The sequence below is a fragment of the Aeromonas sp. Y318-1 genome, assembly GCF_027706125.1.
In the GTDB taxonomy this organism is placed as follows: domain Bacteria; phylum Pseudomonadota; class Gammaproteobacteria; order Enterobacterales; family Aeromonadaceae; genus Aeromonas; species Aeromonas hydrophila.
Genome location: NZ_JAPDCM010000018.1, coordinates 76543 through 89095 on the forward strand (window position 1 = coordinate 76543; position 12553 = coordinate 89095).

General features: G+C 57.5%; 15 protein-coding genes. All 15 read left to right on the plus strand.

Annotation, left to right across the window (positions count from 1 at the left end; all coding sequences use genetic code 11):
* The first annotated feature begins 79 nt into the window (after nucleotides 1–79).
* The 15 genes from OKB87_RS21080 to OKB87_RS21150 all read left to right on the plus strand — a co-directional run bounded on the left by OKB87_RS21080 (nucleotide 80) and on the right by OKB87_RS21150 (nucleotide 12218).
* Nucleotides 80–2071: a bifunctional metallophosphatase/5'-nucleotidase gene (locus tag OKB87_RS21080; protein WP_118880703.1), complete on the plus strand. Its 1992-nt coding sequence runs from the start codon at nucleotides 80–82 to the stop codon at nucleotides 2069–2071.
* A 197-nt stretch (nucleotides 2072–2268) separates the two neighbouring features.
* Nucleotides 2269–2865: an aminoacyl-tRNA hydrolase gene (gene pth / locus OKB87_RS21085; RefSeq protein ID WP_103826992.1), complete on the plus strand. Its 597-nt coding sequence runs from the start codon at nucleotides 2269–2271 to the stop codon at nucleotides 2863–2865.
* A 233-nt stretch (nucleotides 2866–3098) separates the two neighbouring features.
* On the plus strand, nucleotides 3099–4190 hold the full coding sequence (gene ychF, locus OKB87_RS21090) for a redox-regulated ATPase YchF (protein ID WP_016351608.1): 1092 nt from the start codon (nucleotides 3099–3101) through the stop codon (nucleotides 4188–4190).
* Nucleotides 4191–4536: 346 nt separating this feature from the next.
* Entirely contained in the window at nucleotides 4537–5487 is a 951-nt protein-coding gene (locus tag OKB87_RS21095; RefSeq protein ID WP_123172554.1) for a DUF932 domain-containing protein, read from the plus strand.
* Nucleotides 5488–5581: 94 nt separating this feature from the next.
* Entirely contained in the window at nucleotides 5582–6571 is a 990-nt protein-coding gene (locus tag OKB87_RS21100; protein ID WP_123172553.1) for a YqaJ viral recombinase family nuclease, read from the plus strand.
* On the plus strand, nucleotides 6568–7536 hold the full coding sequence (locus OKB87_RS21105) for a recombination directionality factor (protein WP_068982363.1): 969 nt from the start codon (nucleotides 6568–6570) through the stop codon (nucleotides 7534–7536). The genes OKB87_RS21100 and OKB87_RS21105 overlap by 4 nt, the downstream gene beginning before the upstream one ends.
* 262 nt (nucleotides 7537–7798) lie before the next feature.
* Nucleotides 7799–8347: a recombinase family protein gene (locus tag OKB87_RS21110; RefSeq protein WP_043124758.1), complete on the plus strand. Its 549-nt coding sequence runs from the start codon at nucleotides 7799–7801 to the stop codon at nucleotides 8345–8347.
* 75 nt (nucleotides 8348–8422) lie between these two features.
* The gene (locus OKB87_RS21115; RefSeq protein ID WP_081326110.1) at nucleotides 8423–8866 is read left to right on the plus strand and encodes a hypothetical protein; all 444 of its coding nucleotides are present in this window, start codon (nucleotides 8423–8425) and stop codon (nucleotides 8864–8866) included.
* Between the two features lie 40 nt (nucleotides 8867–8906).
* Nucleotides 8907–9350, plus strand: a complete 444-nt coding sequence (locus tag OKB87_RS21120) for an IrmA family protein (protein ID WP_068982364.1) — start codon at nucleotides 8907–8909, stop codon at nucleotides 9348–9350.
* 87 nt (nucleotides 9351–9437) lie between these two features.
* Nucleotides 9438–10016, plus strand: coding sequence for a lecithin retinol acyltransferase family protein (locus OKB87_RS21125; RefSeq protein WP_068982365.1), 579 nt, complete (start codon nucleotides 9438–9440; stop codon nucleotides 10014–10016).
* 61 nt (nucleotides 10017–10077) lie between these two features.
* Nucleotides 10078–10503 (plus strand): DUF2787 domain-containing protein, encoded by a 426-nt coding sequence (locus OKB87_RS21130; protein ID WP_068982366.1) that lies wholly within the window; start codon nucleotides 10078–10080, stop codon nucleotides 10501–10503.
* 9 nt (nucleotides 10504–10512) lie between these two features.
* Nucleotides 10513–10923, plus strand: coding sequence for a hypothetical protein (locus OKB87_RS21135; protein WP_068982367.1), 411 nt, complete (start codon nucleotides 10513–10515; stop codon nucleotides 10921–10923).
* The gene (locus tag OKB87_RS21140; protein ID WP_068982368.1) at nucleotides 10916–11221 is read left to right on the plus strand and encodes a hypothetical protein; all 306 of its coding nucleotides are present in this window, start codon (nucleotides 10916–10918) and stop codon (nucleotides 11219–11221) included. The genes OKB87_RS21135 and OKB87_RS21140 overlap by 8 nt, the downstream gene beginning before the upstream one ends.
* Nucleotides 11222–11284: 63 nt before the next feature.
* A complete protein-coding gene (radC, locus tag OKB87_RS21145; protein ID WP_068982369.1) occupies nucleotides 11285–11782 on the plus strand; it encodes a RadC family protein in 498 nt (165 codons plus the stop codon).
* A gap of 91 nt (nucleotides 11783–11873) precedes the next feature.
* Nucleotides 11874–12218 carry a type IV toxin-antitoxin system YeeU family antitoxin gene (locus OKB87_RS21150; protein ID WP_123172552.1) on the plus strand — a complete coding sequence of 115 codons (345 nt, stop codon included), beginning with the start codon at nucleotides 11874–11876 and terminating at the stop codon, nucleotides 12216–12218.
* Nucleotides 12219–12553 lie beyond the last annotated feature (335 nt).

Sequence of the window (12553 nt, forward strand, 5' to 3'; positions counted from 1 at the left end):
GCCAGATGGCGGTTTTTGTCTTTTTAGTCCCAGTTACACCCGGTACTGCCCTGCCCCGTCGCAGGTTAAGGATTGTTCCATGAATCGCTTGCGCCCGCTGCTGCTCCTTGCCTTCTGCAGCTTCCTGTTCGCCTGTCAGCCCGGCAATGAAGGCCAGCCCTTCGTGCTGACCCTGGCTCACATGAACGACACTCACTCCCAGTTTGACCCGGTCAACGCCGAGCTGAAGGGGCCCATCTTTGGCAAGCAGGGGGAGACCGACACCCTCTACACCCGCTTTGGCGGCTATCCGCGCCTGCTCACCATGGCGAAATCCTTCCAGGCCGATGCACTGGCCAAGAACCAGCCGATCCTGCTGCTGCATGGCGGTGATGCCTGGCAGGGCAGCGGCTACTTCAAGCTCAACGAGGGGATGGCCAACGCCGAGCTGCTGAGCCAGTTCGGCCTCGACGCCATGGCCCTTGGCAACCACGAGTTCGATCTCGACAACCAGAAGCTCGCCCGCTTCATCCAGGGGGTCAACTTCCCGGTGCTGGCCGCCAACCTGGATACCCGCGACGATCCGGATCTGCGCCACGCCGCCAATCTCAAGCCGTTCGTCATCTACGCCTTCGACGGCAACCAGAAGAGCCCGGTCAGCGATCTCAACAACCTGCCCCAGGGCAAACAGCTGGTCGCCGTGATGGGGCTGGTGCTGGAGGACATGGCCAACATCTCCCCCAACGTCGGCAAGCTGCGCTTTGGCAACGAAATCACCTCGGCCCAGGCGACGGTGGACCTGCTGCGCCAGCACGGCATCAACCAGATCGTGGCGCTCACCCACATCGGCAACCAGCGGGATCTGGCGCTGGCCGCCAAGGTGAACGGCATCGACGCCATCGTCGGTGGTCACTCCCACAGCCTGCTCGGCGATTTTCGCAACATCGGCTGGGGCAACACCGGCGAGTACGCGGCGCTTGTCACCAACCCGGACGGGGTCGGCATGACCTGCGTGGTGCAGGCCGGCTCCTATGCCCAGGCCATCGGACTGGCCCAGGTGAGCTTCGATGCCCAGGGCCGGGTCATCGCCTGCAAGGGCCAGAACCAGTTGCTGGCCAGCCGTGACTTCTTCGCCGATCCCGCCCGCAAGCAGGCACTGGACGAGCCCCGCAGCAAGCAGGCAGCCAAGTTCATCGACGCCCAGCCCAACCTGGTGACCGTGGATGAAGATCCCCGCCTGCGCGGCATCATCGACAGCCACTACAAGCCCGCCCTCGAGCAGGCCTTCGGCCCCGTCATCGCCACCCTGCCGGCCGCCCTGCAAAATGCCCGTCGCCCCGGTGACAACGGCAGCGACAGCCACGGCTCCGACGTCGCCCCGCTGGTGGCCGAGGGTCAGTACTACTGGGCCAATACCCCGGCGGTGCAGGCGCTGACCGGCGGCCCGGTCCACTTCGCCCTGCTGGCGGTGGGCGGCGTGCGCGCCGATCTGCCGGCCGGCGAGCTGCGCGAAGGGGATGCGGCGCTCACCCTGCTGCCGTTCAAGAACCAGCTTTCGGTGCTCACCCTGACCGGCGCCGACGTGCGCGCCCTCTTGACCGAGACCATCACCGCCACCCTGCCCGCCAGCGCCCACGCCGGCAAGTTCCCCTACGGCGGTCACCTGCGCTACACCTTCACCGAAACTACGCCGGGCAAGCGCGGTACTCTGACCCAGCTGCAGTGGCAGGACGCTGACGGCCAGTGGCAGGATCTGGTGGATGCGACGCGCTACCGGGTGGTGATGAACGCCTACAGCGCCAACGGCAACGACGGCTGGCAGGCGCTGGCCCGCGCCCAGGCACAGCACGCCGAGCGCCAGGATCTCGCCTGGCAGGATGGCAAATTGACGGCGTTCCCGGTCGAGCGGGTGGAGCAGAGCGGCGATCAGCTCAGCGCCCGCTATGCCGCCGGCCATCAGCTTGACTGCAAGGCGAGCGGCATGGATTGCGGCACCGACGCCGCCTCCTTCGTGCAGTATGTGCGCGAACAGCGCCCGACCCTGACGGCACTGGCGGAAGAGACCGTCACCCTGGTGCGGGCCGCCCAGTAAGTCGGCTCTGCCACCGGCAAGCCACACCACGGGCCCCACGCAGGGGCCCGTTTTGCTGCCGTTGGCCACCGGTTCTCCCGCTTTTCCCCGGCACTGGCCGAGCTTTGGTTGAGTGATCGCCAGTCGGCGGCTAGAATATTGCGTCCCATTGCCCTGGGCAGTCGGCCCATTGCAAGCAGCGAGTGAAGAAATCAAGCGTGACAAGCCAAATCAAACTGATCGTGGGTCTGGGCAATCCCGGCCCGGAATATGCCAAGACCCGCCACAACGCCGGGGCCTGGTATGTGGAGCAACTGGCACGCTGGCACAACGTCAGCCTGCGCGAAGAGCCCAAGTTCTTCGGCCACACCGCCCGCATCCAGGTGGATGGCCAGGATGTGCGCCTGCTCATCCCGAACACCTACATGAACCTCTCCGGCAAGGCGGTGGCCGCGCTGGCCCGCTTCTACCAAATCGAGCCGGAAGCCATGCTGGTGGCCCACGATGAGCTGGACCTGCCCCCCGGCATCGCCAAATTCAAGCAGGGCGGCGGCCACGGTGGCCACAACGGCCTCAAGGACATCATTGCCAGGATGGGCAACAACAATAATTTCTTCCGGCTGCGGCTGGGGATAGGTCACCCGGGCGCCAAGGAGCTGGTCGCCGGTTTCGTGCTGACCAAGGCCCCCAGCAGCGAACAGAACCTGATCGACGCCGCACTGGACGAGTCCCTGCGCGCCACCGACATTCTGTTCAAGCAGGACATGACCAAGGCCATGAATCGTTTACATAGCTTCAAGGCCGAGAAAGTCTGAATACAGATGCCTGACACGCGTCAGGATCGAACAATATGACGGGTTCGCCCAAGAACCTGTTCATGCTCTGTAACGAGAGGTTGTCAGCAAGGTAAAGCGCAGCGCAGGAACCGGAGCGTATAGTCATACGTGAGGATTCCGAGCAGCACATGAGCCTTGATCACAGCCTCGCAGCAAGAGCGTGGACAGGTTCTGCGGCCCTCAACAGCATCCATCAAGTAAGGTAACAATCCATGGGTTTTAAATGCGGTATCGTGGGCCTGCCCAATGTAGGCAAATCCACCCTGTTCAACGCGCTGACCAAGGCCGGCATCGAAGCCGCCAACTTCCCGTTCTGCACCATCGAGCCGAACACCGGCGTGGTGCCGATGCCGGATCCTCGCCTCGATCAGCTGGCGGCCATCATCAATCCGCAGCGCGTTGTGCCGACCACCATGGAATTCGTGGACATTGCCGGCCTGGTGGCCGGTGCCTCCAAGGGCGAGGGCCTCGGCAACCAGTTCCTGGCCAACATCCGTGAAACCGAAGCCATCGGTCACGTGGTGCGCTGCTTTGACGACGAGAACATCGTCCACGTCGCCGGCAAGGTCTCCCCGGCCGACGACATCGAGGTGATCAACACCGAGCTGGCCCTCTCCGACCTGGATGCCTGCGAGCGCGCCATCAACCGCCAGTCCAAGCGTGCCAAGGGCGGCGACAAGGATGCCAAGCTGGAAGTGGAAGTGCTGGAGAAGATCAAGGTGGCGCTGGAAAACGGCCAGATGATCCGTGGCATGAAGCTGGACAAGGATGAGCTGGCCGCCGTCAGCCACCTCAACTTCCTGACCCTCAAACCCACCATGTACATCGCCAACGTGGCGGAAGATGGCTTCGAGAACAACCCCTACCTCGACAAGGTGCGCGAAATCGCCGCCGCCGAGAACGCGGTTGTGGTGGTCGTCTGCTGCGCCATCGAGGCTGACATCGCCGAGCTGGACGATGCCGACCGCGCCGAGTTCATGGCTGACCTTGGCATCGAAGAGCCGGGCCTGAACCGGGTGATCCGCTCCGGTTACGAGCTGCTCAAGCTGCAGACCTACTTCACCGCCGGTGTGAAAGAGGTACGTGCCTGGACCATCCCGGTCGGCGCCACCGCTCCGCAGGCGGCCGGCAAGATCCACACCGACTTCGAAAAAGGCTTTATTCGTGCCCAAACCATCGCCTTCGAAGACTTTATCACCTACAAGGGTGAGCAAGGTGCCAAGGAAGCGGGCAAGATGCGCGCCGAAGGGAAAGAGTACATCGTCAAAGATGGCGATATCATGAACTTCCTGTTCAACGTCTAAAATAAAATTATAGATTACTTTCAATGACATGCAATCACAATGCGCAGCCATTATTAGTTTGAGTACACTTTTGCGTACACACTAGGCAACGCTAGGCATGCATAATTGTTATCAAAAGGGCCTATCTAAAATCTGATAGGCCCTTCTCTTTCCCTGATCCCTCCTTACTTCCTTTTGAGTCCCACCTTTCAATTTGTACACCACAGTGCAGCCACAGCGCGCATTCCATAGCTAGAAACCAGAGAAGCCAACAGGTCTCATTTGAATTGATTTCAGATATATATTATCTCCATGAACCTACCCAAGGGACTGCTCTGTGCAGTCCCTTTTTCATTGGAGATTTCTCATGGCTCACCTGATCGACACAATGGCCTACACCGGTCAAACGCCCTGGCATGGCCTTGGCAATGTCTTGCCCCCACAGCAATCTCTCGATATCTGGCTGCAAGCAGCTGGGATGGATTGGACCATCGAGCAGAGCGACGTGATGTTTAACGTCGCCTCCGATGCACTGCATATCCGCCCCTACAGCGACAGCAAGGTGCTGTATCGCTCCGATACCCTCGCCCCCCTATCGGTGGTCTCAAGTCGCTACAACGTGGTACAGCCTCACGAGGTGCTGCATTTCTATCAAGACCTGGTGGAAGCCGGAGGCTTTGAGCTGGAGACCGCAGGCTCGCTCAAAGGCGGCCGCAAGCTGTGGGCACTCGCTAAGACCGGCCAGGATCTAAAACTCAAAGGCAATGACTTGGTAAAGTCCTATCTGCTGCTGGCGACCAGCTGCGACGGCACGCTCTGCACCACGGCGCAGTTCACCTCGCTGCGGGTAGTCTGCAACAACACCCTACAGATGGCACTGCGCGGTGCTACCGGTGCCATCAAGGTGCCCCACTCTACTCAGTTCGATGCCGCTGCCGTCAAAGAGTCGCTCGGGCTGGGGCTCTCTCATTGGGATGAATTTAAGGCGCAGACCAAGGCGCTGGCACAGCGGCCCGTCGCCCCCGAAGAGGCGCTGCGCTTTTTCAGCGACCTGTTGGCGCAACCGCTGGATGAGGAGAACATCATCCTCACCAAGCCGGTACAACGGCTGCATGAGCTCTATCAGGGCGCAGGCATGGGCTCAGAACTTGTCAGCTCCCGCAATACCGCCTGGGGGCTGGTTAATGCTGTCACGGAATATGTCGATCACCACCGCCGTGCTCGCAGTCAGGACCATCGACTCGATTCCGCCTGGTTCGGTCAGGGAGCCCAACTCAAATCCCAAGCCCTGAACCAAGCCCTTACCCTGCTGCAGTAATTCCTCTTCCCTATTCAAACCGCATAACGACCTCACCCGGACTGGCGCAAGCCAATCCGGGCGTAGCCATTTATGCCGTTAACAAGGAGTCGTCATGAAAGCAAAATCCAAATACGGCCAGGCCCTGCGGCTGGCCTCCACTACCCAATTAACCCGCGAGCAGTGGCTCGCTATCCGCAAACTCGGCATTGGCTCCTCCGATGCCGCCGTGGCAGTGGGGCTATCTCCCTACAAATGCCCGCTCAGTCTGTGGCTGGAGAAGACCGGTCGCAAGGAGCCGGAAGATATCTCCCACAAGGAAGCGGTGCTGTGGGGCATTGAGCTGGAACCTGTGTTGGCACAGGTCTACGCCAAACGCACCGGTTACAAGGTGCGCCGAGTCAATGCGGTGCTGCAACACCCCGAGCAACCCTTCATGCTCGCCAACCTCGATCGGGAGGTAGTCGGCCACCCCGATGGGCCTGGCATTCTGGAGATCAAAACTGCCAGCTATCACAGCGCTCCCCAGTGGGAGGAAGGAGTGCCGGTGGCTTACCAGTGTCAGGTACTGCATCAGCTGGCTGTTACCGGCCATGCCTGGGCTGAGGTGGCAGTGCTGATCGGTGGCCAGGATTTCCGGATTTACCGCATCAAGCGCGATGAGGAGAAGATCCAGGATCTCACCGAGCGGGAAGCACAGTTCTGGCAGATGGTGCAACAAGACCAGCAGCCAGAGCCTGACGGATCCAGTGATGCCGCCAATGCCCTGAGCTGGCTCTTCCCCCGCGATGATGGCCAGACGGTGGATCTCTCCGATTCCCCCGAGTTCAACCAGATGTTTGGCGAGCTACTGCGTTTGCGTGAGCAGAAAGAAACGGTCGAACTGCAGGAGTCACAACTCAAACAGCGGCTGCAAGCCACTTTGGGTGAAGCGACAGCCGGGCTGTTTGCCGACGGCAAGATCACCTGGAAGCGCAGCAAAGACCGGCTGGCACCGGATCTGGATAAGCTCGGACGGGATCATCCCGACCTGCTCACCCTCTACGTCAAACCGGTGCCCGGCGTACGCCGTTTCACCATTCAACCCTTGAGGCAAACACCATGATCAAAGGACTGGCGATCACCCCGCCCGTGATCGGGCGGATCTGCATCGGCAAGCTGGTGCAAAAACAGGATAAGTGGGTGCCGGAGAAGGATGACAGCTTCACCCTCACCACCCAGATACAACAAAAGGGGGGATGGTTGCTCCATCCCCTGCATCAACACTACTCAGCGCAAAAGAATAACCAAGGGCAGGAGCAGACCAAGATCCGCGCCATTCCGGTGCGGGTGCTGTTCAACGATAGCGACCTGAATCTGCGGGCGGAATACAGCGCGTTTGACCGGCAAACCGGCAGGCCGCTCTGTGTCGGGAATGGGGAGGTGGCAAGACGCGTCGGGGCGCAAGGCATGGAGGAGGTCAGCTGCCAGGGACCTGAGCGCTGCGCTTTTGCCGGGCAACAGGGCTGCAAGCTGTACGGGCGACTGAACCTGTTTGTGGAGGGGCAAGGGGATGAGCTGGGCAGCTTTATCTTCCGCACCACCGGCTACAACTCGGTACGCACCCTGGCGGCGCGACTGAAGTACCTGGAGGCAGTGAGCGGGGGCCATACCCGCTATCTGCCGCTCACCCTGCGGTTGCGAGCCAAGAGCACTGCCCAGTCCTACCGCACCCCGGTCTACTACGTGGATTTAACCTTGCGGGAGGAAACCAACCTGACCGAGGCAGTCAGGCTCGCACAGGAGGCCGCCCAGCGTGACCAAGAAGCGGGGCTCGCCATTGAGCAGATGGAGCAGGCTGCTCGCGAGCTGCTGCGTAACGGCCAGTTTGAGGATATCGATGAAGAGGTGCCGATGCTGCTGGAGGAGTTTTATCCTGAGCCAGCAATAATAGCGTCATCTTCCACCTCACAGCCTTTGGCAACCGTAACAGCACCAAAACGCCTCAACCCTCGTTCCTCGCCCCTGACCAGTAAACTGGGTAAAAACGCGGCCTCTTCACCACCTACGCCTGAGCCACAAAGCCAATAACTTACGTTGGCATCTTGTTACATCCAATCAAATCAATCAGTAGCACATTATTCTGCTACCCATCACGACGGGACGTTTATCACAAAGCGTCCCGTTATTTCTCTCCATCGCTAGTTTGGAGTCAATAGATCAAGCCCTAGTGACACTCACGAAATCGGCACTCATTTCATCTATTTTCCTCCATTTTCAGGTCAAGAAGGTCTCTTCGAGACTTTTGACCATGGGGGTCAGTGTACCTTGCCCTATTGACCGGGAGGAGACCATGGCACTGGTAGGTTACGCACGTGTTAGTACGGGAGGTCAGAGCCTTGAAGTCCAGCTTCGAGCGCTGGCCGAATGCAATAAGGTTTTCCAAGAGAAGGTTAGCGGTGCCAGTGATGATAGGCCACAACTTGCTCTCCTCTTGGATTATGTGAAGGAGGGGGATGTGGTGATGGTTACCAAGCTGGACCGTCTGGCTCGTAATACTCGTCACCTATTGGAGATATCAGAATTTCTACAACACAAGCAAGTTGCATTGCGGATATTAAATCTGGGGATTGATACCTCAACGCCTACCGGCAAGTTAATGCTCACCATGATCGGTGCTATCGCAACCTTTGAACGAGAATTGATGTTGGAGCGGCAAGCTGAAGGTATTGAGTTAGCCAAGCGCCGAGGTGCCTATAAGGGGCGTAAGCCTACTGCAATGGCAAAAGGTAATGAAGTTCTTGCACTGGTTGCCAAAGGATTACCAAGATCTGAAATTGCCAAGCGCACGGGGATCAGTATCTCCAGCGTACAACGCATACTCAGATCTCAGAGCAACTGAAAAGTAGTGTGGTTTACCGTTCCTAGTGATAGCCATACGCCTCTATTTAATAATAGTTATTCGGTGAGATAAAAAATGAAAAAGCTGACATTCTGCTTACTACTAACGCTTATGTCTGGAAGTCTATCACTACGGGCAGCAGAGCCGTTCACAGGCTTTCTGCCTGCACTAGTGCAGGACAAAACAGGGAAACCATTTTGGTGTAACGCCCATTTGAAGTTAAATAGAAAATGTATCGCAACTGAAATCAGTAATCTTTCAATGGTCATTGTTCGCAGTCAGCCCTTCGGTGAGTGTGAAGCAGGCATGTGGGGCTGGATCGCCACTGCGGGCTCCCCACAGAAAATTGCCATTGGTTACACAGTTACGCCTGATGAAAAATTCAATATTTCACTGAAAGATATGTGTCGACCTGGCACTGTTGTCAAATTTCAACCAAATAAGAAGTATAAGAATGAGGAAGACCTGGTTGGCTTTTACAATGGCAAAGAAATATTCAGATACCTTGGGCGTAAATAACTAAGTGGTTTAAGAGAAAGTAATTGTCACGAGGATTTCTATGAAAGACATACATCGGTATTTATTGGCCTCCACGCTGATATTCTCGGCCATCGCCTGCAGTGCCCAAGAACAACGTTATCTCTCTATCCAGCACACCGACACCGTCTACGCCAACCAGGGCGTCTGCGCGTATCACTTCTCTTTAGATAGTGGGGGAGCCGATGAGTTTGGGCGGTTGTATATCACGCTGCAGTTTAATGACAAAAAGGGCAAAGCGCTGGCCGAGTCAACGCTGGAGGTTGAGCCATTCGGTGGGAGTTCCGCTACTCGTTATGGTGGCGGCTTTACAGAAGTGGATTGCGCCCAGGTAGAGCAGGCCAAGTCCATCGCCATTATTCAGGCGACCGAGGTGCTCGCTCACAACCAAGTCACTCGGCTACCTGTTTCCACCTTCACCCCCCAGTTTCATCAACCACTGAAGATAACCTTGGGCGGCAATTAGCCCGCTCAGGAAAAACAAAGCCAAAGGGCGTCACCGTAATGGTGACGCCCTTTTTCATTTCCAACTCTTGATGAGGATCATCACCCCATGACACGACATTTCATTATCGGCGATCACTTGGTAACACCACAGTCTGAAGGCCACCATCATGGCATCTTTGTTGGCCATGACCAGATCATTCACTGTCTACCATCCGCTTCAGGAAAGCATTCAGGCCAACTGACGCTGACCTCGTTGGCTCAATTCAGTCTGCACTGCGCTATTGAAGTCAAACCCCATACTCAACGCCTGTTCAGTCGAGAGGAAAGCCTGACACGGGCTTACGCCCGACTCAGTGAAGGAGAGCAGGGCCAGCCGTTTGCCAACAGTGAGCTGTTTGTCACTTGGTGTATTGAAGGGATTCAGCATCCCCCCAAGCTGCTGCAGACCGCTGTAGCAACGGTGGTGGCTGCCGAAGTCGCTCGTCACACGTTAAGCAAGGCTGCCACCAGTGCAACGGCTGGACTTGCTGCCAGCACCCTAGCCACAACTGCGGGAGGTAGTGGCGCTGCTGCAACGGTAGTATCGGTGACCGGTATTGCCACCGCCCCGTTGTTAGCCCCCCTTGCCGTGGGCGCCGTCGCAGCCTATGGCGTCAGCAAACTGTGGGATTGGTTAAACGACTGACCCATCACTTCAAAGCAAAACGCAGGGGCGCTCTCCTGCTGGAACTCAATGAGGAAACACCATGACCATTCCTTTTTTCCGGGACGGCTTTGCCCTGCCCGTAGCCCAAGCATTGCTAGTTCTGCTCAACCAGGAAATCGCTAAAACCGAGCTCAATATCGATCGCTTAACCCAACTGACCTTCAACTTTCGCAATCCCGGCTACAGCGCCGAGCAAGGCGGCGTACACCCGGTCGAGATCCGCCTGATCCGTGGGCTTGATGGCTGGCTGTTCGATTACGTCACCGACTTCAGCTACCAGGGGCCGGGCCAAGATGCTGAGCTCTGCAAGGAGCTCGATTTCAACTTCCTCGATGGGGAACACACCATGTTGGGCTGGGGACCGCTGCGGCTGGCTGAGGCGCGGGAGTTGTTCGGCATCTGGCAGAGCAACTTCATTGCCTACTGCCGGTTGGAATGCTTCAGCGTCACCGTCGCAGGAGATTAGGAGGACACGATGAGCCAAGAATTAGCGCTCTCCCACTACTCACGTCAGTGGTTGGGACAAGTTGCCGCCAACGCCAAGATACCCCCCACCCGCAGTAGTCAGCGATGGCTGCTGCACCTGACACCGGATAGTCCACACATCCGCACCGTCACCCTGCAGGTCCGTTGGTCTGGCGTGCAGTGGCAACTGATCTCCCTCACCAATGCTGAGGACTGGCACACCATGAGCCGGCCGAGGGATGAAATCTGCATCGACCCCGAACGTCGCTGTTTCTGGCATTGCCAGGCAGGACCAGTCCCGCTCACCGAGCAACCTCGCGTACTGGCCAACTTTCTGGCCGACCTGCAACGCATCTGCATCCATCGCGGCTATGCCGTGGCGAGTGACCCCATCCCTGACAAGGAGACCGAAGATGATTAACGCCGTGCTCGCCATCGAGCTGGAGGCTTATCTTGAGCATGATGGTCAGATTGAAGCAGTGCATGACCAAAGCCAGCCGGTAGACGGTTACGCCCTCTACCTGCGCTATGAAAACGAACGGGGTGATGCACTGGCGCAATGGCTGTGCGATCACTTGGATCACTACTGGCTAACACAGGTAGGTAACTTGCTCGCCACCAGTTACCACATTCCGCTGCACGACTACACCCCGCACACCCTGGCGGCCAGAACACCGCCAACCAAGTCTGCAGTCACCCCCCATTCAGTAACCCATTAACCAACTACCTCGCCAACCCTGCCGCATCCAACGCGGTGGGACGATGGTGTATGGAGCACAATCATGTTGCATCACAAACTGATCGCCGGGGAAACCCCCGGCACCTACCGGGTGACTGACCTTGTCACCGACGATGACCTGCTCACCATCGCCCAAGCCGTTGCCCGCCAGAAACTCGCCAAGGGCACAGCTCTCACCGATAAATACCTGGCACAACAAGCGCTGCAAGGGCTGCTGCAAACACGAGACCGCGAAGTGTTTGCAGCACTGTTCCTCGATAACCAACACCGGATCCTGGCCTACGAGGAGCTGTTCCTTGGCACTCTGTCCGCTGCGACCGTCTACCCTCGCGATGTCGTCAAGCGGGCACTGCACCACAATGCTGCCGCTCTGATACTGGTGCATAACCACCCGTCGGGATACCCGGAACCCAGCCGGGCAGATATCGAGATCACCCTGCGCCTGCAGAATGCCTTGGCACTAGTGGATATCCGGATTTTGGATCATCTGGTCGTCGGTACTGAGGGTGTGGTGTCGCTGGCAGAACGAGGAAATTTGTAACTGCCACGCCGGTCAGGGGGCCCATGGAGGAAGAAGGCATAGCCAGCAGTGAGCTCTACAACGACTTACCATCATTAGGAGTACACAGAAAATGCGAACCATAGGGAGTTGGGGATTACACACCCAAGTTCAGCCACGTTTTGGCGCACGTGCAATTGTTGAACGAAGCAGGGTTTCCCTGCTTTGGGATCGCTGCGGCGTCTATGGCGATGCTGACGAGCAATGGCTCACCGACATTGATACCGTTATACCGAGTTTTATTGAGCGCCTTAGAAAGCTCTTTCAACAAGGAGAACTACTGAGTGACCAAGATAAATTGGTGACGTTGCAGCAAGGGGAATGGGTGTGTCTGGCTAATCCCAAAGCCAGCTACGGATATCTCTATCTGGATGTCTACCGGCAGGAATGCAGTAGTGTTCAAGCCGCGAAAATATGAATCTGAGGCAGAGGGTGAGCATGTAGCTCACCCTACCTGATACTTCTTTTTTTTTGGCTGACTACTGAACCCCTAATGCCTTGTAGACGGCATCTACCGGATTAGCATAAAAGCTGATTTGAAACTTGGAGAAGATCTCCGCCGGTACGGTTGGAATATCCGAGGCTGACGCCATCGGCAACAATACCCGTTTTCCGCCACTGTCCATTGCCAGTTGCAGACTGCCAGCCAAATCCTCAACCGGATTGACCACACCGCCTAAATAGCTGTTCCGAATAGTAGATCACCGGAGGAAGGGAACTCAGTCCAGTTTGTGCGATCTGATTAGTCGCTAA